Source organism: Bradyrhizobium oropedii, assembly GCF_020889685.1.
Lineage (GTDB): Bacteria > Pseudomonadota > Alphaproteobacteria > Rhizobiales > Xanthobacteraceae > Bradyrhizobium > Bradyrhizobium oropedii.
The window spans coordinates 1-22,429 of the sequence record NZ_JACMYO010000110.1; the positions used below are offsets into that span (position 1 = coordinate 1).

Annotated in this window: 19 protein-coding genes and 2 pseudogenes; 9 read left to right on the plus strand and 12 right to left on the minus strand. The window is 64.8% G+C overall.

Translation table 11 applies throughout. The features are described 5' to 3' along the window. The 8 genes and pseudogenes from H8A95_RS26885 to H8A95_RS26920 form a co-directional block, all read right to left on the minus strand. Positions 1–332, minus strand: a pseudogene (locus tag H8A95_RS26885) (hypothetical protein); the annotation flags it as partial. Positions 333–349: 17 nt separating this feature from the next. Next, positions 350–1,135 (minus strand): HvfC/BufC N-terminal domain-containing protein, encoded by a 786-nt coding sequence (locus tag H8A95_RS26890; RefSeq protein ID WP_229185945.1) that lies wholly within the window; start codon positions 1,133–1,135, stop codon positions 350–352. Next, positions 1,132–2,031 (minus strand): MNIO family bufferin maturase, encoded by a 900-nt coding sequence (gene bufB / locus H8A95_RS26895; protein ID WP_229185946.1) that lies wholly within the window; start codon positions 2,029–2,031, stop codon positions 1,132–1,134. The genes H8A95_RS26890 and bufB overlap by 4 nt, the downstream gene beginning before the upstream one ends. Before the next feature lie 103 nt (positions 2,032–2,134). After that, a complete protein-coding gene (bufA2, locus tag H8A95_RS26900) occupies positions 2,135–2,392 on the minus strand; it encodes a BufA2 family periplasmic bufferin-type metallophore (protein ID WP_229185947.1) in 258 nt (85 codons plus the stop codon). Positions 2,393–2,576: 184 nt separating this feature from the next. Continuing rightward, entirely contained in the window at positions 2,577–2,840 is a 264-nt protein-coding gene (bufA2, locus tag H8A95_RS26905; protein ID WP_229185948.1) for a BufA2 family periplasmic bufferin-type metallophore, read from the minus strand. A gap of 310 nt (positions 2,841–3,150) precedes the next feature. Continuing rightward, positions 3,151–4,941: a thioredoxin domain-containing protein gene (locus tag H8A95_RS26910; RefSeq protein WP_229185949.1), complete on the minus strand. Its 1,791-nt coding sequence runs from the start codon at positions 4,939–4,941 to the stop codon at positions 3,151–3,153. A gap of 89 nt (positions 4,942–5,030) precedes the next feature. After that, complete coding sequence (locus H8A95_RS26915; protein ID WP_229185950.1) at positions 5,031–5,492, minus strand: DoxX family protein; 462 nt, start codon at positions 5,490–5,492, stop codon at positions 5,031–5,033. 135 nt (positions 5,493–5,627) lie between these two features. Then, positions 5,628–6,359 (minus strand): cytochrome c biogenesis CcdA family protein, encoded by a 732-nt coding sequence (locus H8A95_RS26920; RefSeq protein WP_229185951.1) that lies wholly within the window; start codon positions 6,357–6,359, stop codon positions 5,628–5,630. A gap of 190 nt (positions 6,360–6,549) precedes the next feature. Between H8A95_RS26920 and H8A95_RS26925 the strand changes: the two genes are divergently transcribed. Beyond that, on the plus strand, positions 6,550–8,595 hold the full coding sequence (locus H8A95_RS26925; protein WP_229185952.1) for an adenylate/guanylate cyclase domain-containing protein: 2,046 nt from the start codon (positions 6,550–6,552) through the stop codon (positions 8,593–8,595). A 76-nt stretch (positions 8,596–8,671) separates the two neighbouring features. Beyond that, a complete protein-coding gene (locus H8A95_RS26930; RefSeq protein ID WP_229185953.1) occupies positions 8,672–8,956 on the plus strand; it encodes a hypothetical protein in 285 nt (94 codons plus the stop codon). 2 nt (positions 8,957–8,958) lie between these two features. On the opposite strand, the gene H8A95_RS26935 is transcribed toward H8A95_RS26930, so the two are convergent. Further along, positions 8,959–9,705 carry a FadR/GntR family transcriptional regulator gene (locus H8A95_RS26935; RefSeq protein ID WP_229185954.1) on the minus strand — a complete coding sequence of 249 codons (747 nt, stop codon included), beginning with the start codon at positions 9,703–9,705 and terminating at the stop codon, positions 8,959–8,961. A 171-nt stretch (positions 9,706–9,876) separates the two neighbouring features. Between H8A95_RS26935 and H8A95_RS26940 the strand changes: the two genes are divergently transcribed. From H8A95_RS26940 to H8A95_RS26970, 7 genes and pseudogenes are all read left to right on the plus strand, one after another. After that, complete coding sequence (locus H8A95_RS26940; protein ID WP_229185955.1) at positions 9,877–10,908, plus strand: TRAP transporter substrate-binding protein; 1,032 nt, start codon at positions 9,877–9,879, stop codon at positions 10,906–10,908. Between the two features lie 9 nt (positions 10,909–10,917). Next, complete coding sequence (locus H8A95_RS26945; protein WP_229185956.1) at positions 10,918–12,774, plus strand: TRAP transporter large permease; 1,857 nt, start codon at positions 10,918–10,920, stop codon at positions 12,772–12,774. A 12-nt stretch (positions 12,775–12,786) separates the two neighbouring features. Continuing rightward, positions 12,787–13,769: pseudogene (locus H8A95_RS26950) on the plus strand (NAD(P)-dependent oxidoreductase). 163 nt (positions 13,770–13,932) lie between these two features. After that, positions 13,933–15,129, plus strand: a complete 1,197-nt coding sequence (locus H8A95_RS26955; protein ID WP_229185958.1) for an ABC transporter substrate-binding protein — start codon at positions 13,933–13,935, stop codon at positions 15,127–15,129. Positions 15,130–15,148: 19 nt separating this feature from the next. Then, the gene (locus H8A95_RS26960) at positions 15,149–16,006 is read left to right on the plus strand and encodes a branched-chain amino acid ABC transporter permease (RefSeq protein ID WP_229185959.1); all 858 of its coding nucleotides are present in this window, start codon (positions 15,149–15,151) and stop codon (positions 16,004–16,006) included. Continuing rightward, entirely contained in the window at positions 16,006–17,805 is a 1,800-nt protein-coding gene (locus tag H8A95_RS26965) for a branched-chain amino acid ABC transporter ATP-binding protein/permease (protein ID WP_229185960.1), read from the plus strand. The genes H8A95_RS26960 and H8A95_RS26965 overlap by 1 nt, the downstream gene beginning before the upstream one ends. Beyond that, positions 17,786–18,529 carry an ABC transporter ATP-binding protein gene (locus H8A95_RS26970; RefSeq protein ID WP_229185961.1) on the plus strand — a complete coding sequence of 248 codons (744 nt, stop codon included), beginning with the start codon at positions 17,786–17,788 and terminating at the stop codon, positions 18,527–18,529. The genes H8A95_RS26965 and H8A95_RS26970 overlap by 20 nt, the downstream gene beginning before the upstream one ends. A 65-nt stretch (positions 18,530–18,594) precedes the next feature. On the opposite strand, the gene H8A95_RS26975 is transcribed toward H8A95_RS26970, so the two are convergent. The 3 genes from H8A95_RS26975 to H8A95_RS26985 are packed head-to-tail and all read right to left on the minus strand — an operon-like array spanning position 18,595 to position 22,335. Beyond that, complete coding sequence (locus H8A95_RS26975; RefSeq protein ID WP_229185962.1) at positions 18,595–19,635, minus strand: A4/G1 family peptidase; 1,041 nt, start codon at positions 19,633–19,635, stop codon at positions 18,595–18,597. Further along, positions 19,632–20,522, minus strand: coding sequence for a phosphatase PAP2 family protein (locus tag H8A95_RS26980; RefSeq protein WP_229185963.1), 891 nt, complete (start codon positions 20,520–20,522; stop codon positions 19,632–19,634). The genes H8A95_RS26975 and H8A95_RS26980 overlap by 4 nt, the downstream gene beginning before the upstream one ends. Positions 20,523–20,565: 43 nt before the next feature. Next, positions 20,566–22,335: an adenylate/guanylate cyclase domain-containing protein gene (locus H8A95_RS26985; protein WP_229185964.1), complete on the minus strand. Its 1,770-nt coding sequence runs from the start codon at positions 22,333–22,335 to the stop codon at positions 20,566–20,568. Between the last annotated feature and the right edge of the window lie 94 nt (positions 22,336–22,429).

The window sequence follows — 22,429 nt, forward strand, 5'->3', positions numbered from 1 at the left end:
CACGCGTGCGCCGTCGACCGGGACCAGCAGCAGTCGCAGCGAGCTGACGGGAACCGGCCGTAATAGATCGAGACCGCGCGGGCGGACGCCTTGATCCAGTCGAATATCCTGTCCTTGGGCAACGTCATGTCGCCGGGGGCAAAGGCGACATGGATGGTGCCGCCGGGCACGTCGAGATCGGTCTTCGGCAACCGGTCGAAGGCGTCGTAGGGCATGCGGTCGCCACGCATGAACTCGGACTGCGCCTCGACATGGCAGGACGCGATGCCGAGGATGATGGCCGCGATGAGCATCGCCGCTGCGATCACGCGATATGTCGGGATGCCTTTCATCGCGACCTGCCGCGTCCCTATTTGCGAATGGATACCGCCGTCAGCAGTCCCGCCGTGATCCAGCCGTGCAGATGGCCGGCGCCACGCGCCGCGGCATTGTCGGGATCGTCATAGGTCGCGAGCATCTCGCAGAGCACGCCGAACGGAATGCCGGCAGACGCCTCGTCCCACATCATCGCTTCCTCGGCCGGCAATTCGCGGAACATCGGCGTGGTGTCCTGGCGCCAGATCAGCAGGCGACAGGGATCGGCGAGCGTCTCGGCCTCGGGCGTCGTCTCGTTGTTCTTCAGCGCCATCCAGATCGCGGCGGCATTGGTCGACAGGTCGATCCGTGCAGCGCTCGGATGCGGCTGGAACACCAGGTCGTTCCACACCTCGGGTGCAAAGCCGGCCATCGCCTCCACGGCGAGCACGGCGCCTTCGCCGGCGTCGAAGGCGTCGTTCAACGCCTTCTCCAGCGCGGCAAGGTCGGCGAGCACGGGATGGTTGCAGTAGGGTTCGGTGGACTTCAGGAAATCCGGCAACGCTTGCGAGAACCAGCGCAGGTTCGGATGCTCCGACGGCCGTGCCTTGACGTAGGCATGGCCCATCTCGTCGAACATCTCGTCGCCGAGAAAGCGGTGCAGCAGCTCGTGGTCGTTACGCATCGCCTCGACCAGCCGCGAGCCGTAGGCGTAGCGGTAAACACCGAGCAGCGTCTCGCGCTTCTCCCGCGGGCTGTCGAGGATTTCGGACAGGATGTCCCCGTCGCCGCTGAGGATGCCGCGTTGAAAGTCGCTCTGCTGGCGCGCGAAGTCGCTCATGTCGCCGGCGCGCCCGCTGGCAGCACCTGCTCGGCGATCTCGCGGGTCCGCCTGACCTCGCGCAGCAGTTCGTCGAGCGGCGGGATGTTGTCGTCGCGCTCGATCATGGTCGAGACCCGTCCGAACCGCTGCAATGCCGCAACGTAGAGGTCCCAGACATCCTCGCACACCGGATGGTCGTGCGTATCGATGATGTGCGTCCCCATATGGCTGTGGCCGGCCATGTGGAATTGCACCACGCGATCGGCTGGAATGCCGTTGAGGAAGGCCATCGGATCATAGCCGTGGTTGAAGGCGCTAACATAGACATTGTTGATGTCGAACAGCAGCCAGCAGCCGGAACGGCGCGACAGCTCGGAGAGGAATTCCCACTCCGTCATCTCGGAGTTGTTGAACTGCACGTAAGTCGAAACATTCTCGAGCACGATGGCGCGGCCGAGGAAATCCTGCACCAGCTGCACGCGGCTCACGACATGATCGAGCGCTTCCTGCGTGTAGGGGATCGGCAACAAATCGTGCAGGTTCTTGCCGTGAACGCCGGTCCAGCACAGATGGTCCGACAGCCATTTCGGCTGCACGCGCGTTGCGAGGTCCTTCAGACCTTGCAGATAGTCGAAGTTCGGCGGCGCCGTGGAGGCGATCGACAGCGAAACGCCGTGCATCACCACGGGGTAGCGCTCGCAGATCCGGTCGAGGATGCGCAGCGGCTGGCCGCCCGGCAGCATGTAGTTCTCGCTGATCACTTCGAACCAGTCGATCCGGGGATTGCCGTTCAGGATCTCGTCGTAGTGCTGGGCGCGCAGGCCGAGGCCGAAACCGAGGAACGGCGGCTTGGCCGATTGCAGCGGGCGCTCTGCGAGCACCGACTTGTCCGGTGACCGGCTCGCAACGTTCATGGCGGCTCCGCGCTTCTGGCGCCAGGATCGCGGCGCCCAACTTCAGAAAACTATCATGGAAACGAGGCCCGGCCTACACCGGGCCCCGCTCGGTCTGATCCGTTCACCCGGCCTTGAACTTGCCCTTCGCCGCGGTGCAGTCGGCCTTCGTCATCTCCGCAAAGCCCTGGCCCTTGCAGGCATTCTGACCTTTGCAGGCGTGATTGCCGCCCTTGCAGGCGCTCTGGCCCTTGCATGCATTGGCGCCAACGCATTTGCCTTCGCTCGCAGCGTAGGAGTGTGTCGACACCACGGCTCCGGCCAGGAAAAGCGTCGCTGCAGCGGCGGCAAGTGTGGCACCGGACTTGGTTGTAAGCTTCATGAGCGTCTCCTATTGCAAGATGGTTGAAGGTGCGCCGCCTACAAACCGCGTCAGTTGGCCGAAGGCTGCACCCAAAGATAGCTACGGATGTGGTCCGCCTTGGTTACCCATGCTGGGATCATTTTATCCGCGCCTGGCGTGAAAAGGCCCGGCGCGGTCACCGGGCCCTCCTGGGACGATGCGATCAGCCCTTGACGAACTTGCCGCCGGCCGCGCTGCACTGCTTCTCGGAGCTCAGCGAGAAGCCGGTGCCCTTGCAGGCATTCAGGCCCTTGCACGAATTGGCGCCGCCCTTGCATGCGCTCTGGCCCTTGCAGGCGTTGCCGGCCATGCACTTGCCCATGGCGGCATTCGCCGGCGTCGAGGTGGTCGAAACCACGGAGCCGGCGAGGAACATGGTGGCCGCAGCGACGGCGAGCGTGGCGCCGGACTTCGAACTCAACTTCATGACGATCTCCTCGGTGATTGTTTGAAAGCAATAGGTGTGGCGCCGTGAGCGTCCGACCCCGGACCGCACAACGGATGGACATTCGGAGAACAATCAGATCGCAGGGGCGTCCGCGGCGCGGTGCTTCCCGCGATTTGAGTGCTCGTCCAAGATCAGCTACGGGGTAACAGGCGATTTGGTTACAGCGCTTCAAAAGAAAATTTTGTCTGATCCGGGTCTGACGCCCGGTCCATATCAAACACCGCAGGCCAAAGAGTATTTCGTTGCGCCTGGCCGATCCGGTTGTTGCATCGCACAGTCTGCATTTTAGTCAGTTTTGCGCTGCGCGCGCCGGCTTCAGCTTCGCCATCTGCGCCACGTTCGCCTGCAATTCCTCGGCGCTGAACGCCGGGAAAGAGCAGATGCGGTTGCTGCAGGCAAAGGCCGCGGGCTCGCCGAGGTCGGGATAGTCGACGTCCGGGTTGGGCAGCTTGCCCTCGCGCAGGTCGAGCCATTCGAGCCGCTTGTAGCGGGCGGGCAGGGCGCGGGCGATGGCGTGCAGGCGTTGCGCGCGACCGTCGTCCTTGTGTCCGACGATCGTCACATGCGTTGGCTCGACCGCGAGCTCTTCATCGGCGAGCAGTACGCCGGGCAGCGGACGCGGCATCTCGCTCGAAGCCGCAGCGAGATAGCGCATCGCATGCGCCGCCTGTTCGCGGATGCCGTCGCTGCCGGTGTAGCGATTGAGCATGTTCATGAAGCGCGCGACCTGGATCTGGTCGTCGATCAACTTGGCGGGCTTGGCGAACACGCCCGTCTGTCCTTCCGACGTCTTCGAGGTGAAGAAGCCGCCGGTCTCGTCGCGGAAGGTCGCGACAAAGTCGCCGGCCTTTGCCGCGGACGCCAGCCAGTCGCGATTGCCGGTCGCGGCGTAGAGATCGAGCAAGGCCTGTCCCATCGCGACGGTGTCGCCGAGGAAGGGGCCGCCGCGATCCTTGTCGCCATGGCGGAAGCCGCCGTCCGGCAGCACGCGATTGGCGAGCACCCATTTTGCTGCCCGCTCGGCGACCTCCAGCGCCTTCGGATCGTCGCTCGCGTCGTAATAGGCGGCGAGGCCTGAGATCGCCCAGCCGTTCTCGCGCGCATAGAGGTTCCTGTCGATGCGGGGCAGGCCGAGCTTGCGGCGCTCGGCATGCGCGAGCGCGTAGTAGGTGTGGCCGTCGACGTCGTGACTGAGATCGGCGTCCTGGCTGACATAGAAGGCGCCGTCCGGGCTCAGCAGGAAATCGTTAAGGTAGCGCGCGACATTGCGCGCGGCCGCGAGATATTTCGGATCCTTCCATTGCGCATAGGCCTGGCTGTATTGCCGCAGATATTGCGACTGGAACGAGATGATCTTCTCGAAATGCGGATGGCTCCAGGAGCCGGCCTCGGAATACTGAAAGACGCCGCCCCACACCGGATCGATCAATGCGATCGCGGCATCCAGCGTCTGTCTGGCGCGCTTGGTTGCCGTGGCGTCGCCGGCCTCGGCCCGGCTGATCGCAAGGTCGAGACTGTCGGCGTCGATGTATTTCTGGTTCTCGCCCCAGCCGCCGAGCTTCTCGTCGTAGGATTCGTCGAACGTCCTGGTCAGTTCGGCGCGTTGGGTCTTGCTGAGAAAGGCCGAAATGGCGGGCTTGATCTCGAAGGCCTCGCCGACCGATGGGCCCGGCGAGGGATCGTCGATGATGGCCTTGAGCAGCGACTGCATCCGTTCGGGCTCGATATAGCCCCTGATCTTGGCGATCTCGCTGCCATCGGGCGTGAACACGATGGTCGCAGGCCAGCCCCAGTCGCCGTAGCGGCTCGAGAGATCCGGATTGGCGTCCTGGTCGACACGGACGGGGAGATATTTCGCCGCAAGCAGCTCCTGCACCCTGGGGTCGGCGTAGGTCGTCTTCTCCATCACGTGGCACCAGTGGCACCACACCGCCTCGAGATCGAGGATGACGAACCGCTTCTCGGTCGTGGCGCGCGCGAACAGATCGTGGCTCCAATCGGCCCATGCCGGACCTTCGGCCGCACAGGCCGGCGACAGGGTCAGTGTGGCAAGGATGGCGGCAAGGCGGACGAATGTCATGTCAGGCCCCTCGGTAAGCGCGTGGTTGTGCCAGCTACGCGTCGATTGGGACCGGGGCTCGCCACGTCACGGGATTGTGAGGGCGCCTCTCAGGTTGGCCCCTTCTGGCCCGACAGATTAACCAGCAGGCGGTCGAGCGAGGCGGCGCCGGGACCCGCGATCGCAAGCCACATGAAGGCGGCGAAGTAGGTCGCTTCCTCGAAGCCCAGCAGCGTCTCCAGCGAGTCGACGTCACCCCATTTGGCCGACCTGATCGCGACGATCATCACCACCGCGAGCATCGCAGCCGGGATGCGGGTGAACAGGCCGAGGATCAGCATCGCGCCGCCAAAGCACTCGACGCCGGACACGAAGGGGGTGAGGATGCTCGGGAAGGGAATGCCCCAACCCGCGAAGTTTTCGGTGACCTGGGCGAGGTTGGTGAGCTTGCCCCAGCCGGCCAGCATGAAGGTATAGCCGACGATGATCCGCATGATCAGCGGTCCGGCCCAGGCAAAATGCGAGGCGATCCGCGCCGGCAGCAGTATCAGCAGGTTGACGATGAAATTCATGCGAAACCCCTCCCGAATATCTCGCTTCGCCGCCTGCGCCTGCGGTCAGGGCGAACGGCGTCAAAGGGCACGAGCCAAAAGCTACGGCCGCGTCTTGGCAGGAGTTTCGCAGGAGGTGGCGGGCTTGTTACGCCGCTAGCCGATATTTTGCAGCGCCGGGAAGGTTTCCAGCAGCCAGACGCTGACGCCCGAGACCGCGCCGGTCAGGAAGCCGATGCCGGTGACCACCATCAGCACGCCCATCGCGCGCTCGACGGTGTCGAGATGGCGCTTCATCCGCGCGAACAGCGAGGAGAATTGCTTGATCATGAAGGCCGCGAGCAGGAAGGGGATGCCGAGCCCGGCTGAATAGATTGCGAGCAGGCCGGCGCCTTTTGTCACCGTCGCCTCCGCCGCCGCTATCGAGAGGATTGCGGCGAGGATTGGTCCGATGCACGGCGTCCAGCCGAAGGCGAACGCCAGGCCCATGACATAGGCGCCCCACAGCCCGACCGGCTTGGGCGCGGTCAGCCGCCCCTCGCGCATCAGGAGGCCGATCCGCGTGATGCCGAGGAAATGCAGGCCCATGATGATGATGACGATGCCGGCCAGGATCGAGAGCTCGGCCGACCAGGCGCGCACCAGCCCGCCGACGATGGATGCGCTGGCGCCGAGCGCGACGAACACGGTGGAGAAGCCGAGCACGAACATCAGCGCCGCCGTCATCACCGCGCGCTTGGAGGCCGCGGTGGCGCCATCCTGGTTGACCTGCTCGATGGTCGCGCCGGTCAAATAGATCAGATAGGGCGGCACCAGCGGCAGCACGCAGGGCGACAGGAAGCTGACTAGGCCGGCGATCAAGGCCGCCGGGATCGAGACGTCGTGCATCAAAGAACCTTCGAGGGTAGCTGTCTTGTCTTGGCGTGTACGCCGCCAACAATCCAGAAGTTTCGTCAGTCCCCTATTCAACTATGGTCACAGGGCCGTGTCCGGGCGCCGGGTCTGAACCGCGCTGGTGAAACAATCGCGGATATGTTCCGTAATGCGGGATAGAAACCGCCAATCCGGACCTGGATCGATGCGCATCGGCATCCGAAGTGCCATCTCCGCCCTCGTGCTGACCTCGATCGTGGTCAGCGCCGTCGGCGTGCATCTGCTGTGGTGGCGCACCGCACAACGGGTCAGCCAGACGCTGGCCGACACCATCAATGACCAGATCGTCTCGGCGGTCGGCGACGAATTGCAATCGATCACGACCGAAGCGCGTTCGTCGATGACGGCGGTACGGACGCTGTTGACCGAGAAGGTGCTGGACGCCCGCGACGCGCGCAAGCGCCAGTTCGTGTTCCTGTCGCAGCTGCAGTCGCAACCGACCATTTCGTGGGTCGCGTTCGGCTGGCCGGACGGTTCGTTCTTCGCCGCGCACAAGCTCGGCGAGGGCGGCGTCGAGATGCTGACGATTTCGCCCGACCGCAAGCTGCGGGCCGATCAGTACGACTATGCCGGCAACGACATCAAGCTCAGGGGCAGCATCGCCGAAGACGGCAAGTATCTGGTCACCGACCAGCCCTGGTTCCGCGATGCGATCGCAGCCCGCGACGAGCAATGGTCGACGCTGACCACTCTCCCGCGCGGCGAGCGGCTTGCCGCGATGCTTGCGGTGCCGATCGATGTCGACGGCAAGCGCGCCGGCGTGCTTGCCATCATCATCGAGCTGACCCGGGTGTCGAACTTCCTGTCGCAACTCACGGTCGGCAAATCCGCGGGCGCCTTCCTGCTCGATCGCGACGGCGGAGTGATCGCGTCTCCCGATCCGGACGCCGACGAGCTGAATGCGTTGAAAACCGACCATCCGATGCTGCCGGTCGCGGTCGCAGCGATGAGGCAGGCCGGCAAGGCCTATGATCCCGGCGACGGCGAGGCGTTCCGGTCCCAGGTCACGCGGGACGGGAGGGCCTACCAGGCGGTGCTGACGCCGATCTCGTTCCCGGGCTGGTCACTGGTGACCGTGGTGCCGGAGTCCGAATTCCTCGGCCCGGTGCAGATGACGATCCGCAACCTCCTGATCGCCCTTGCGGCGCTGATCGTGGTGGCCGGGCTGCTATCGGCCTGGCTGGCGCAGCGCCTGATCGCGGCGCCCCTGATCAAGGTCGTCGGTGAGATCAGGCACATCGAGCGCTTCGATCTCGACAGGGTGGAGCGGCATCCGTCGCGCCTTGCCGAGATCGAGAACCTGTCGGGCGCGATCGGCGACATGGCGCAGGGGCTTGCCGCGTTCCGCAAATACATTCCGGCCGATCTGGTCCGGCGGCTGGTCGGCGACGGCACCGGCGCGCGGCTCGGCGGTGCGGTCCAGCCGATGAGCGTGATGTTCGTCGATCTCGCCGGCTTCACCGGCATGTCGGAACGGCTCGGCGACCGCATCATCCCCCTGCTGTCGCGCTATTTCGACGTCGTCTCCGCGGCGATCCAGAACGAAGGCGGCACCATCGACAAATTCATCGGCGATGCCGTGATGGCGTTCTGGGGAGCACCCGCGGCGAATGCTGACCATGCCGTGGATTGCTGCCGCGCCGCGCTTGCCTGCCAGCGCGCGATCGCAGAGACGGGTCTTGCCGACGACAAGGGAGACATGGTCGGGATCCGCATCGGCATCAATTCCGGAGACATGCTGGTCGGCAATATCGGTTCGGAAGTGCGGCTCAACTACACCGTGATCGGCGATGCCGTGAACATCGCAAGCCGCCTCGAGGGTGCCAACAAGGTCTATGGATCGACCATCATCATCGGACCGGAGACGCGGCGTCTGGCGGGTGATCGCATCGTGGTCCGCGAGCTCGACCGTCTCGCCGTCTATGGCCGTGCGGGCGGGCTCGAGATCTACGAACTGCTCGCAATGGCTGACCAGCCCGCGATTGCGCACGACTGGATCGCGTCCTATGAGACCGGGCTTTCGGCCTGGCGCGTGGGTGATTTCACCTCGGCGATCGGCGCGTTCGAGACGGCCCGGCAACTCCGTGGCACTGATGCGGCCTCCGCGCTGATGATCGAGCGATGCCGGCATCAGCTCGACAATCCCGCCGGCGCGGACTGGGACGGCACCACGGTGGCGCGCTCGAAATAGCCCGCCAAGGTTTGCCAGTTCACGGAAATTGGCGCTATCGTTCGCGGATTGCGCGGCTGGCCCATGGGAGAGCTGCATGAAGGAACAGGATTTCGAAAGGCAATTGAAGTCCGACGGTTTCCAGGAAATCGAGTATCAGAAGCTCGATCCTCGCCCCGGCAAGGGGCGGCACCGGCATCATTTCGAGATCCGCGGCCTGGTGATCTCCGGAACCTTTGTCGTCAGGCAGACTGGCGAGCCGGTCGTTTACCGCTCAGGACAGATTTTCTCGGTTGCCGAAGGCGAATTGCACGACGAGTGGATCGAGGCCGACGGCGCGCACATTTTGGTAGGCCGGAAGTTCTCTGAGGCCAGGGCCTAGCACTATCGTCGAGGTTCGCGGCGTGGCGACGGCGTCTCGAACTCCCGGCCACGAATCCGCACCAGATCGTCAGCGGAATGCGCCAACAGCACCATCGTGGCCGCGCGCGCGGCCTCCGCATCGCCAGCCACGATTGCGTCCAGCACCGCGCGGTGCTCGCGCAGCGCGCGCGGGCGATGCGAGCCGGTTGCCGCGATCGTAAAGCTCTGCCGCAGCGTGATCTCGAACATCTGCGCGATCGGCCAGAAGAACTCGTTGCGGGTCGCAAAATAGATTGCCTGATGGAATTTGATGTCGGCGGCGACGAACTCCTCGTTGGTCTGTGCCGCGTCCATCCCGTCGCATCCGGCGCGGATGCGCGCGATGTCGTCTTCGAGGGCGTGGGTGGCCGCAAGCGCCGCGGCGGCGGGCTCGACCGCGGAGCGCAGCTGGAACAGTTTGGCCAGATAGCGATCGATCTCCGCGGTCTCGAGGTGCCAGCGCAGCACGTCGGGATCGAGCTGATTCCACTGCTCGGGCGGCCGCACCCTTGTGCCGCTCTTCGGCCGTGACTCGATCAGGCCCTTGCCGGTCAGGGTGCGGATCGCCTCGCGCACCACGGTGCGGCTGACATCCATCATCTCGCAGATCTGCATTTCCGGCGGCAGCGTCTCGCCGACGCCGATCTCGCCGCGCACGATGCTGCTGCCGACCCGGTCGGTGACCTGGCTGTGCACACTCCGACGCAACGCGTTGGATGTCTGGAACATCGGAAGCCTCGCTGCGGTTGAAACCTGCGCCGCCGCCGTGCCGCGCTCTTGCACAACCGTATCGCATTTGTCATACATTATGACAAAAGCTCTGCCAAGCTCAGGCTAACCGGCGGGCGGCCGAGAGAATGCCAAGACAAAAACGATCCGTTCCTGGGGAGGAGCATCATCATGACGTCGACGCGCGTGAGCCGCCGTATCGTGTTGCGGTCATCGGTCACTGCTGCGGCGTGGCTTGCCGCCGCGCCTGCCATCATCGGCCGCGCCGAGGCCGCGGCGATGAAGATGCGGTGCTCGTCGTCGCTCCCCAACGATCCAAAATATGCCAATGGCCGGGTCTATTACGACAACCTCGTCAAGAGCCTGAAGGCGAACGGGCTCGGCGAGCAGATCGAGGTCACCTTCTTCCCCGACAACCAGCTCGGCCAGGAGATCGACGTCATCAACTCGGTCAAGCTCGGCGTGGTCGACCTGATGGTGTCGGGCTCGTCGATCTCGGCGAACCTCGTGCCGCTCGTTGGCACCTTCGACCTCGGCTACCTCTTCACCAGCTACCAGCAGCAGACCAAGGCGTTCGATGCCGGAGCGGCCAAGCCGATCGAGGACGCGTTGCTCAAGGGCGGCAATATCCGCATCATAGCCTGGGCCTACAATTTCGGCGCGCGCAGCGTCTTGTCGAAGAAGCCGGTGAAGACGCCGGAAGATCTCGCCGGGTTGAAGATTCGCACGCTGCCCAATCCGATCATCACCGAATGCCTCCGCCTGATGGGCGCGGCGGCGACGCCGCTGGCGTTCGGCGAGATCTACACGGCGCTGCAGGCCGGCGTGCTCGACGGCCTCGAGCATGATCCGCCGACCATCCTGGCGAGCAAGTTCTACGAGACGGCGAAGCACTACGCGCTGACCCAGCACATCTTCTCGCCGCTCGCGGTCTATTTCAGCGACACCACCTTCAACCGCATGGCCCCCAAGCTGCGCGAAGGCTTCCTCGATGCGGCGAAGCGGGCTGCGGCCGATACCCGTACGCACGGCCTCGCGGTGGAGAAGGAGGCGCTGGCGTCGCTGGCGGAGAAGGGCGTCACGGCCGTCGAATGCGACAAGGATGCGTTCCGCAAGCGCGTGCTGCCGCAGACCGACAATTTCATCAAGGCGCGGCCCGAGGCGAAGGCCGTCGTCGATCTGATCCGCGCCACCCAGGCCTGAGGTCGGCGCATGTCAGTCGCCGCAGTTGCGACGAGAAGCAGCACCGATCGGATCACGGCGCCGCTGCTTGCGCTCAGTGATGCGATCGCCGCGGTCCTGCTCGCTGCCGATCTGGTGGTGGTCTGCGTCTCGGTGCTGGCCCGCTTCCTGTTCAACGCGCCGGTCGAGTGGTCCGACGACGTCGCCCGCGGCCTGATGGTGGGGTCGAGCTTCTTCGGTGCGGCGAGCGCGCTCGCGCGCAGCGAGAATCTCGGTGTCGCCTTCTTCGTCGACATGCTGCCGCCGGGCGTGCGGCGGATCGTCGACGCGGTCGGGGCGCTGCTCGTCACCATCATTGCGGCCTACGTTGCGTTCAACGCCATCAAGATGGGCTGGCTGACCACCGGGCAGACCTCGGGCTCGGGGCTGCCGCTGGAGTGGACGTTCTATCCGATGGGCGTCGGAGCGGCGTTCATGACCATCTTCGCGTTCGAGACGTTCTGCGGCCGGCCGCTGCGCGACATGGCGGCAGGCATCGTCGCGACCGCAATCATCGTTGGTCTCTATCTGGCTTGGGATGCGTTTGCACCGTCGTCCGTGCCATCGTCGCAGACGTTGATGCTGGTCGGCTTCTTCCTCACGCTGTTCGGCGGACTGCCGATCGGCTTTGCGCTGGCGCTGGCGGCGCTGATCTTCATCTGGGTCGAGGGCACGCTGCCCGGCGTGATCTTCGCCCAGCAGATGGCGCGCGGTATCGACAATTTCGTGCTGCTGGCGATCCCGTTCTTCATCCTGGTCGGCTATCTGATGGAAGCCAACGGCATGTCAGTCCGGTTGATCGAGCTGCTGCAGCGCGCGGTCGGACGGATGCGCGGCGGCCTCAATGTCGTGATGGTGATGTCGATGGTGCTGTTCTCCGGCATCTCGGGCTCGAAGATGGCCGATGTCGCCGCGGTCGGTTCGGTGCTGATCCCGGCGGCGCGCCGCTCGCGGCAGAACCCGGGCGGGGCGGTGGCGCTGCTCGCGGCCTCCGCCGTGATGGCGGAAACCATTCCGCCCTGCATCAACCTCATCATCCTCGGCTTCGTCGCCAACCTGTCGATCGGCGGCCTGTTCGTCGCCGGCATGCTGCCGGCCGCGCTGATGGCGCTGGCGCTGATCGCGGTGTCGATCATTTTCGGCAAGCGTCCGGCCGCGAACGTCGAAGCCGAGCCGCGCGCCGCGGTGTCGGGCTTGTGGACCGGCGCGATCGCCTCGTTCGGGCTGATCTTCATGATCTTCTTCGGCTTCAAGAGCGGCTTCGCCACCGCGACCGAGATCTCGGCCTTCGCCGCGGTCTATGCCATCGCCGTCGGCAGCCTGCTGTTCCGCGAGCTCGGCGTGAAAAGCCTGGCGCACTGCTTCGTGCAATCCGCAACGCGCTCGGGACTGGTGCTGTTCATCGTCGCCGCGGCGCAATCGCTCGCCTTCATCCTGACCTTGCAACAGGTGCCGCACGCGGTCGGCGACCTCATGCTGGCGATCTCGGGCAGCCATGGCGTCTGGCTGTTCATGCTGCTGTCGATCCTGGTGCTGGTGGTGATGGGCTCGGTGCTCGAGGGCGCCGCGGCGCTGATCATCTTCGGCCCGCTGCTGCTGCCGGTGGCCGTCAAGCTCGGCGTCGATCCCCTGCATTTCGGCGTCGTGCTGGTCATCGCGATGGGGCTCGGCCTGTTTGCGCCACCACTCGGGCTTGGCCTCTACGGCGCCTGCCTGATCGGCAATGTGCCGATCGAGCAGACCATCAAGCCGATCGCGGGCTATCTCGGCCTGCTGTTGCTGTGCCTGCTGGTGATCGCCTTCGTGCCGGCCATCAGCACGGCCTTGCCGCATGCGCTCGGCTATTAGGGGAGTGGAAGCGTGAAGGTGCTGCTCGCCCATACCCCGCAAATGCGCCGCGACTATTACGGCGAGCGCAGCCTGAACGGCCTGCGCGCGGTCGCTGACGTCAAACTTCACGAGGGCGACGAGGCCCTCGATGCAACCGCCCTCGTCGAGGCCGCGGCCGACGCCGACATCATCGTCGCCGATCGCATGACCCAGGGGCCAGGCGCGATCTTTCCGGTTCTGCCGAAGCTGCGCGCCTTCGTGCGCTGCGCGGTCGATATCCGCAATATCGACGTGGCCGCGGCATCCGCCGCCGGCGTGCTGGTGACGCAGGCGAGCGCCGGCTTCGTGCAATCGGTCGCCGAACTCGCGATCGGCTTCATGGTCGACCTGTCGCGCGGTGTCTCGCTGGCCACTGCGGACTATCACGCGGGCCGGGCGCCCGAGGTCGTGATGGGCCGCCAGCTTGCGGGAAGCACGATCGGCATCATCGGCTATGGCAGCATCGGGCGCTATCTTGCCGGCCTTGCCAAGGCGCTCGGCATGACTGTGCTGGTCGCCGATCCCTTTGCGGCCATCGACGATGTGGTGATCGCGCATCTGCCGCTCGACGATCTGCTGGCGCACGCCGACTACGTCGTCTGCCTCGCGATCGCCAATGCGCAGACCGAGAACCTGATCGGGCAGGCGGCGCTGGCGCGGATGCAGAAGCACGCGTTCTTCATCAACCTGTCGCGCGGCAATCTCGTCGACGAGGCGGCGCTGGCGGCCGCGCTGCGCGATGGCCGTATTGCGGGCGCGGCGCTGGATGTCGCCGCGCGCCCGACCAGATGCCGACGCCGGGACTTGCGAAGCTCGGCAATGTAATCGCAACGCCGCATGTCGGCGGCCTGACGCCGCAGGCCATCGAGCATCAATCGTCGGAGACCGTGCGCCAGGTCGCGAAGATCGTCGCCGGAGAAATACCTGTCGGAGCTGTCAATGCCGAGCACTGGACGCGGCGGCCTCGGCCATGAAAGTTCAGCTGATCCCAATGCTATCGGAAGGGCTGGACAAGGCCTTTACATCCAGCTCAAACTTGAGCCCGTAAAACCGCGGCCAAAGAGCGTGCGGACAATCAATCAACGGACGTCCCGCAACAAACGACGGGCGCCGAGAGGGAAACAGGGAGTGCATCACATGGCCATTTCACGCCGGGACGTTTTGTTGGGCAGCGCCGGTGCATTGGGCGCCGCATCATTCTCCTTCCCGGCCCCGGCCATCGCGCAATCCGAACCGATCAAGATCGGCTGTCTCGCGGCGATCACCGGGCCGAGCTCGGCGCCGACCGTCGGCTTCAACCGCGGCGTCAATTTCGCCGTCGATGCCATCAACGGTGCGGGCGGGGTGAAGGGCCGCAAGATCGAGCTCGTGATGCGCGACACCCAGGGCGACCCGACCAAGGCTGTCAACGCCACGCAGGAGCTGATCAGCCAGGCCAAGGTGCACGCGATCTGGGGGCCGCTGAATTCGGGCGAGGCGCTGGCGACGACGCCGATCATGGCGCGCGCCAAGATGCCCGATTTGCACCCCTGCGTGGTCGAGACCCTGATCGATCCGGTCAAGTTCCCCAATGCGTTCCGCATTGCGCCGTCGAACAATCAATGGGACGACGCAGTGCGCAATTATTGCCTCAAGATCCTCAAGGTGAAGAAGGTCGCGGTGATCGGTGACACCACCGGCTATGGCGTCACCGCGGTCGGCGCTTCCGTCGCAGCGTTCAAGAAGGACGGCGCCGAGGTCGTCTATCAGGCCAATGTCGACGCCACCCAGCCCGACATGACGCCCGACATGCTGCGCGCCAAGAACGCCGGCGCCGAGGCGATCGTGGTGTGGAGCGTCTCGACCGGCATGGAGGCGCGCATGTTCAACACCCGCGCCGCGATGAGCTGGGATGTTCCCTTCGTCGGACACCCCTCGCTCGCATCGGGCGAGCTCGCGAGCCTGGTCGCTAAGCCGGAGAACTGGAAGAAGGTCTACGCGATCGGCTACAAGAGCTGCAGCTATGACAGCGCCGGCAAGCTGCCGCCGAAAAGCGCCGATCTGGTCGCGCGGCTGACCAAGGCCAACATCGCGCTGAACGACACGCTGCTGTGGTGGATCGCCGGCGGCATCGATTGCATCGAGCTGATCGCCAAGGCGGTCGCGGAAAGCGGCTCGACCGACAGCGCCGGCATCGTCAACTACTGGAACTCGCTGTCGACCTGTCGCGGCTATTTCGGCAATTACCGCTTCTCGCCGACCCAGCATAACGGCTATCTGACCGAAGAGATCGTGATGTCGGAAGCCTCGACCGCCAAGGACGGCACCTTCGCGCTGGCGCCGGGATACACATAGCAGGGCGAGGGCGCAGCCGATGCTGGCCTCGATCCTTGCATCCGGTCTCGCGGCGGGCGCGATCTACGCGCTGGTCGGCGTCACCTACAACACGATGTTCTCGACCTCGCGGGTGATGAGCTTCACCGCCGGCCAGCTCGCGATGCTGGGAGGCGTGTTCGGGTCGATGTTCACGCTGAAGCTCGGTTTGCCGATTGCCGCAGGCTTCGTGCTGACGCTGCTCTGCTGCGCGGTGATCGGGATCATCACCGAATTCGTCGCGGTGCGGCCGGTGCTCAAGAGCCTCGATCAGCATCTCTACGTGCTCTCGACCCTGGCGGTCGCACTGATGATCCAGCAGGTCACCGCGATCAAATGGGGCACCGAGCCGCAACCGTTCCCGCGCATCGCAGGATTCGGCGAGGGCGTTTGGGACGAGAAATTCTGGCTGCCGGTCGCCGCCTGCGCCGTCACCATCATCGGCCTTGAGTATCTCTACCGCCGCACCCTGGTCGGCCGCGCGTTCCTGGCCATCGCGGAGGACAATTTCGCGGCGCGGGCGCTCGGCCTGCCGGAGCGCAATCTGCGCGTCGCAAGCTACGCGCTTGCCGGTGTGGTCGGCGGCATCGCCGGATTCTCCGGCGGGCAGTTGCTGCTCGCCTTCTTCGCCAATGGCGCGCTGCTCAACTTCTACGGCTTCGTGCCGGTGGCGCTGGGCGGGCTCGGCAACAACCGAGGCGCGATCATCGGCGGGCTGGCGCTCGGCCTGTTCCAGCAGGCGGCGAACTTCCTGGTCGGCGGTATCTTCTCCTCGGTCGCGGTGTTCACGCTGTTCATCGTGGTGTTGCTCGCAGCTCCTCAGGGACTGTTCGGCAGTTCCACCGCGCGGAGGGTGTGATGACCTCGGTCGCAGCCGCGCCGCCCCGGACCGACAGCGGCGCATGGCGCGCCGCGCTACCGCACGTCCTGCCGTTCCTCGGCATTCTCGTGCTGGCGGTGCTGCTGCCGTTCGTCAGCAATGATTACTGGGTGCTGATCGGCACGCGTGCCGCGATCTACTGGGTGCTGGTGTCCGGCCTCAATCTGGTGGTCGGCTTTGCCGGCCATCTGGCGATCGGCTATGTCGCGCTGCTGACGCTCGGCGCCTACACCACCAGCGTGCTGGTCGCCGGCAATGTGATGCCGGCCATTCCGGTGTTCGCCGCCTTGCCGATCGCAGGCCTGATCGGTGCGGTCTTCGGCGTGATCGTCGGCCTGCCGGCCTTGCGTCTGCGCACCTTCTACTTCGCGATGTCGACGCTCGGCTTTGCGACCATCGTGACCCAGATCGCGCTGGCCTGGCAGAGCGTGACCGGTGGCGGCATCGGCATTACCGGTCCGGAATTCCCGGCGCCGTTCAACACGCCGTGGGGATTTTACGGGCTGTGCATCGGTTTCGCCGCGTTGACGACCTGGATGAGCGCCAACGTCGCGCGCAGTCGCTTCGGCCGCGCCTTGATCGCGGTGCGCGACGCCGAGGTCGCCGCCGAAGCCAGCGGCATCTCCAAGCCGAACATGCTGATCGCGATCTTCCTGTTCGCCGGGGCGCTGGCGGCAATCGCCGGCGGATTGTTCGCGACCCTGCAAACCTACATCACGCCCGATGCCTTCACCTTCGATCTCTCGGTGCTGTTCTTCATCGCGATCCTGATCGGCGGCCGCGGCTCGATCCTGGGGCCGATGCTCGGTACCATCATTCTGACCATCCTGCCGGAGATCGCCGCGCCGCTCGCGGCCTGGTCGACCTTTCTCTACGCGGTGCTGCTGCTTGTGATCGTGCTGGTCATGCCCGGCGGCATCGCGGCGCTGCTCGATTTCCGCAACCGCCGTCCGCTCGCCAGCAACCGTGCCATCGTTCCGCGCCCGGCCGCGCTCGCCGACATCGTGCGCCGGCGCAACGGCGGCAGGACGCTGCAGCTGCGCGGCATCGCGCTCAGCTTCGGCAATGTGAAGGCGATCGACGGCCTCGACCTCGACGTCGCACCCGGCCAGATCCATGGCCTGATCGGTCCGAACGGCAGCGGCAAGACCACGACGCTGAACGTGATCTCGGGCTATTACGGCGCGAAGGCCGGCAGCATGGCGCTCGGCGACGCAGTCTTGCCCGCGGGCCAGCCGGTCAGCCGTGCGGCGTGCGGCATCGCGCGTACCTTCCAGACGCCGCGCGTGATCGGCGAAGCCTCGGTGCTGGAGAATGTCATGATCGGCGGCTCGATCGAGGGCAGGGCCAATTTCGTCGAGGCGATGCTCGCACTGCCACGTAACGGCGCCGACGAGCGCATGCTCGCCGCGAAGGCCCGCGCGCTGCTCGGCGTCGTCGGCCTCGAGGCGCTTGCCGATGTGCGCGCCGATCGGCTGCAGCACAGCGAGCTGCGCTTCATCGAGATCGCGCGGGCGTTGATGCTCGATCCGGACTTCCTGCTGCTCGACGAGCCCGCCGCTGGCCTCTCCAATGACGAGATCGAGCGGCTTGCCAGCCTGATCAAGGCGGTCTGCGGCCGCGGCACCGGCGTGCTGCTGGTCGAGCATCATGCCGACCTGATCTTCGATATCTGCCACCAGGTCACCGTGCTCAATCTCGGCCGTACGCTGGCGGCGGGAACGCCGGCGGAGATCCGCGTCCACAAGGAGGTCGTCAGTGCTTACCTCGGCGGCTGAACCTCTGCTCAGAGTGAGCGCGCTGGAGTCGGGCTACGGCAAGATCCGCGTGCTGCACGGCATCGACATGGCGATCGCTGCGGGCGAGGTGGTCGCGTTGCTCGGCCCCAACGGCGCCGGCAAGACCACGCTGCTGCGCGCGATGTCGGGATTGTTGCCCGTCAATGCCGGGCAGGTCCGGTTCGGCGGCCGCGACATGACCAACGCCACGCCGCGCGATGCCGCGCGGGCCGGGCTCGTGCACGTGATCGAGGGACATCGCGTGTTCACGCAGATCTCCGTCACCGACAATCTGCTGCTCGCCGGCTACGACCTGCCACGGGCTGAACGCGCCGTACGCATCGACGAAGCGCTGTCGTTCTTCCCGGAGATCGCCGAGAAGCGTCACGAGCGCGGCGGCGCGCTCTCGGGCGGGCAGCAGCAGATGCTGACGGTGGCCCAGGGGCTGGTCCGCCGTCCGCGGCTCCTGATGCTCGACGAGCCCTCGGCGGGACTGTCGCCGGTGCTGGTCGATCGCGTCCTCAACGTCATCGGCCGGCTGCGTGAGCAGGGAACCTCGGTGCTGCTGGTGGAACAGCTGCTCGAGAAAGCGCTGGCGTGTGCCGATCGTGTCTACGCGCTGGTGCAGGGCGCGATCGCGCTCGAAGCGCCGACCGGTGAGAGCGACCTCGCGCACCGGCTCGAGCGCGCCTATTTCGGCCATGAAAGCCACGCGTTCGCGTAGTACAATCGATCCCATTCTTCGGTGCCAAATCCTGCAGCCGCAGCCGGCTGGCTGCAGGACGCCGGCTAGCGGAAGTAGGTCAGGAACTCCGTCGAATCGATCGGCCTCGCAATGGAGGGCTTCTCGGTCCTTTCCGGGGTCTCCTTCTTCACGACGTACATGTCGATGAGTTTCGCGCCGGAGAGATTGCGCTCCACCGTCGCTCCCGTATCCATGTTGATTGCCGACGCGCCGCAATCGTGGAAGACCACCGTACCGTAGTCCGGGAGCTGCAGCGGGGTTGGATTTCCCGGGGCGGCCGACCTCTCCATCACCCATTCCGCGGTTGCGCCGGGAATCTTGAAGGGTTGCCCCAGACCGGTCAGCGGTGCGGTTTGAAAGAACTGCACGGAGCGACTGGTCGTCAGATTCGTGATCACGAACGACACGCCGGTGCGATCCGGCGCGACCTGCATGAGGCACATGATCAGATCGCCGGCATGGATCTTCGGCGACACAAGCGTTATGGGATGCGACTGGGCCGGGTCGCCCCTTACCCACCATTGCCACCACGCAAAGAACGACGTCGTCGGATTGCCCGCGCCCGTGGCAGGGTCGATGTTCTGCGCGGTACCAATTTGCGGCAGCGTCGATCTGTAGTATCGACGTTGTCCGTCAAAGCCGATCCAGGTCGAACTGTGATATGTCTCGCTGGCGCGGCCGTCAGCCGGCTGCGTTGGCGTCGGCACCTGAAACTTCCCCCAGACCGACGAGAAGACGGTGCCATCCCTCGGTGTGATGTAGGCACCGGACCAGTTGAGGCTGCTTTCCCGCCGCGGCGATTGGTTGAACGATCGGCGCAGGCCCGCCGTGACCGGGGAAAGCACCTTGATATCGAACGCCTCGAACGCCACCGTCGGGCTAAACATCTTCTGCCAGAATGCATACTCGGCCGGCTGAAGCACCGGGTCCGGGCGTCTCGGAAAACCGAGCGCCTTCAACTCATCCTGCGACGCCACCAAGGCGCGAAATCCGGTGGGGGGAAGTACGCTGGTCGTCGAATTCTCAATGGCCTGCTTGAGGCCTTCGGTGTCGTATGCGGGGCTCCGCCCATCCCGGGTGCTCATTGCCATTCGCCCGCAGCAGCCGTGATTGCGCTGTCAAACATCGGCACGACGTTTGGTGTCAGAATGGCGGTGTCCAGCAAATCGGCAATTCTGGCGCCGCCTTCCGAATCCTTCGGATAATGCACACCGGCAATCTCGCGGTTTCGGGCGATCGAATCCGCCAGAATCGACAGGTCGGATTTCCATACGGCCTGGTCGGCGGCGGACATCGCCGTTGCGGCGAACACCCTGAGCATGCAGTTCTTCATGAAATGCGCCTGGGTGGAATGCCCGCTCGGCCAGGACGCGTGGCCGGGGACCTGGATCGGCGGCAGCAGGGCGGGGCAAATCTGCGAGGGCCGAGGCAAATCGTACTTGTCCTTGAAATACAATGCCGCAAAGGACCCAATCAAACTCGCGATATTCAACAGGCGCCAGGTTTGCGTGTGCGAGCCGGGCCTGGCGGTCAGCACAGCCAGAAAATCCGTGAAGAATTCAGCGTCCTGCGACAGGATCAGGCCCATGGCATCCGCGCGCTCATCCCGCGCGGCGAGCACAAGGTTGTCGATCTGGGTGGAATAGTCGGTGACCAGGTCGTTCCGGATCTGCGTGAGGGTGGCGTCGGCGTCGACGGTCGCTGCCCAGCCGGGGACATTCGCGATGAACTGATGCAGGACACGCCACGCATACCAGTTTGCAGACCATTGTCGGCTGCCGAAATGCGCCGGCGGCGTCCGCCGCAGGCTGCCTAGCTCGTCGGTGCCCGAGGGGTCGAGCCTTGTGACGAACGGCAAGTCGACGCGGTCCGAAATAAACCAACCACCCCCTCCGACGTTGCCGGTGTTTCCCGTATTGCCGGTGTTTCCGGTATTTCCGGTATTGCCCGTGTTACCCGTGTTGCCTGTCATTGACGTCTCTCCCTTGTTCGGCAGTTGTCGTCAGCAATACCGGTCAATCAGGAAGCTCCGCCGATCGCAGGTGGCCGAGCCAGGTTTCCAACGCCTCGCCACGAAACGGGCAGCGTGGCGCGTAGGACGAAATACGGAATCCTGGTTGAATTTCCAGGTAGCGGCGTGCCGCCTCCGCTGCTTCTTCACTACGGCCCAAGGCGCCAAGCGTGACGATGAGCAGGCGGTGATTGAAGCGAATAAGCCCGTTGCGGTTCAATGCGCCACGCACCCACTCCAATGCCTGCTCATAGTCGCCATTCACATAGTGAGCCTGGCCGAACAATCCCTCGTGCCAGAACGAGCGCGCGTCGAGCGGCGAGAGCCGGACGCCCTGCTCACCTTGGCGCAGGGCGGCAGGGCCATCACCGAGAAAGCCGGATGTCGCGCTCGCCATGGTCCAGGCCATCGCTGAACTCGGGCCGGCGGCAATCGCGCGGTCGAGGGCTACTCTCGCGCTTTGAAAGTCATGCAGCAGAAATGACTGAACGTGACCATACACCGCCAGCGCGAATGCGTCGTCGCCGCCTCGATCGATCGCCTCCTTGGCATATCTGGCACCGGCGATGACATCACCCTCAGGATCCGGCGATCCGATTTCGCCGATCCGGAACACGTACCACAGCGCGACGTAGGAATAGGCCAACGCAAAATTAGGGTCGTGTGAAATGGCTTGCTCGAGCAGGCCCCGCGCCCTCGAAAAGGAGTCGTAGTCCATCCGGTACAGCAAATCGAGCGCCTGCAGGACGAGATCGTAGGCGGTCAGATTCTGCGGATGTTTGCGCATTGATCTCATCAGCTCACGCTCGCGAACCTGCGGCGCGATTTGTCTTACGACGTTGATGGCGATCCGATCCTGAAGCGCAAACAGTTCGCGAAGGTCGCCTTCGTGCAAATCCGAACGAATGACTTCGCCCGACTCCGCATCGCTGAGCTCGGTCACGATACGGACCGAGGTCATTGTCCTTTGGATGCCGCCATAAAGGACATAGCGAACCCCGAGCCGACGCCCGATCTCGCGCACGTCGACGTTGCGGCCGCTGAAGCCGAGGCTGGACCCGCGTGATACGACAAAAAGCTCCTTGAGCCCGGCAAGGCCGCGAATGATGTCGTCAACGACACCATCGGCGAAATACCCCTCTTCCGGAGTGGCGAGGTTCATTCGGAACGGCAGAACGGCAATCGAGGGGCGAGGTTCCGAACCCACCGGGGCTTCGCCAACAAGCTTCGCGGGCTGCATGGAACGGTGGAGCGCATACACGCGGACAGGCCGACCCATGTTGCGAAGATGCAGATCGCCGAGGTCGATCACGCTGACGTCCAGGTCCTTGCCGATCTGCTCGGCAACGGCGCCTGACACCACGACGCCGCCCGCTTGCGCATAGTTCTGAAGCCGCGCCGCGATGTTCACGCCCTCGCCGTAGACGTCATCTTCTTCAACGATGATATCCGCGGCATTCAGCCCGATGCGAAAGCTGATGCGCTCGTCAGCGGGCATTGCGGCTGTATTCAAGGCTAGAGCTTCTTGCAGCGAGAGGGCACACCGCGTTGCATCGCGCGCGGTATCGAATGTTGCAAGGAAGCCGTCGCCGGTATTCTTGACGATCCTTCCGTTCTGCGCCGTGACGCCCGGGGTGAGGATTTCCGAGCGCAACTGCATCAGCCGGGTATGGGTGTTTTCCTCGTGCGCCTCCATCAGGCGCGTATATCCGACCACGTCTGCCGCAAGGATTGCCGCGAGACGTCGGCGAACTTCCGGGACCGATGGGGTCATCATATTATTGATACTTCTGTGAAATCTTTACTGATACGCGACTAAAATCCGGCACAAGCAACAGGACACCAATGCGAAAAGAATATCGTCATCA

Excerpts from the sequence above, each read along its gene's own strand:
- H8A95_RS26890 (WP_229185945.1), bottom strand. The coding sequence starts at position 1,135 with ATGAGCGACTTCGCGCGCCAGCAGAGCGACTTTCAACGCGGCATCCTC.
- bufB (WP_229185946.1), bottom strand. The coding sequence starts at position 2,031 with ATGAACGTTGCGAGCCGGTCACCGGACAAGTCGGTGCTCGCAGAGCGC.
- bufA2 (WP_229185947.1), bottom strand. The coding sequence starts at position 2,392 with ATGAAGCTTACAACCAAGTCCGGTGCCACACTTGCCGCCGCTGCAGCG.
- bufA2 (WP_229185948.1), bottom strand. The coding sequence starts at position 2,840 with ATGAAGTTGAGTTCGAAGTCCGGCGCCACGCTCGCCGTCGCTGCGGCC.
- H8A95_RS26910 (WP_229185949.1), bottom strand. The coding sequence starts at position 4,941 with ATGACATTCGTCCGCCTTGCCGCCATCCTTGCCACACTGACCCTGTCG.
- H8A95_RS26915 (WP_229185950.1), bottom strand. The coding sequence starts at position 5,492 with ATGAATTTCATCGTCAACCTGCTGATACTGCTGCCGGCGCGGATCGCC.
- H8A95_RS26920 (WP_229185951.1), bottom strand. The coding sequence starts at position 6,359 with ATGCACGACGTCTCGATCCCGGCGGCCTTGATCGCCGGCCTAGTCAGC.
- H8A95_RS26925 (WP_229185952.1), top strand. The coding sequence starts at position 6,550 with ATGCGCATCGGCATCCGAAGTGCCATCTCCGCCCTCGTGCTGACCTCG.
- H8A95_RS26930 (WP_229185953.1), top strand. The coding sequence starts at position 8,672 with ATGAAGGAACAGGATTTCGAAAGGCAATTGAAGTCCGACGGTTTCCAG.
- H8A95_RS26935 (WP_229185954.1), bottom strand. The coding sequence starts at position 9,705 with ATGTTCCAGACATCCAACGCGTTGCGTCGGAGTGTGCACAGCCAGGTC.
- H8A95_RS26940 (WP_229185955.1), top strand. The coding sequence starts at position 9,877 with ATGACGTCGACGCGCGTGAGCCGCCGTATCGTGTTGCGGTCATCGGTC.
- H8A95_RS26945 (WP_229185956.1), top strand. The coding sequence starts at position 10,918 with ATGTCAGTCGCCGCAGTTGCGACGAGAAGCAGCACCGATCGGATCACG.
- H8A95_RS26955 (WP_229185958.1), top strand. The coding sequence starts at position 13,933 with ATGGCCATTTCACGCCGGGACGTTTTGTTGGGCAGCGCCGGTGCATTG.
- H8A95_RS26960 (WP_229185959.1), top strand. The coding sequence starts at position 15,149 with ATGCTGGCCTCGATCCTTGCATCCGGTCTCGCGGCGGGCGCGATCTAC.
- H8A95_RS26965 (WP_229185960.1), top strand. The coding sequence starts at position 16,006 with ATGACCTCGGTCGCAGCCGCGCCGCCCCGGACCGACAGCGGCGCATGG.
- H8A95_RS26975 (WP_229185962.1), bottom strand. The coding sequence starts at position 19,635 with ATGAGCACCCGGGATGGGCGGAGCCCCGCATACGACACCGAAGGCCTC.
- H8A95_RS26980 (WP_229185963.1), bottom strand. The coding sequence starts at position 20,522 with ATGACAGGCAACACGGGTAACACGGGCAATACCGGAAATACCGGAAAC.
- H8A95_RS26985 (WP_229185964.1), bottom strand. The coding sequence starts at position 22,335 with ATGACCCCATCGGTCCCGGAAGTTCGCCGACGTCTCGCGGCAATCCTT.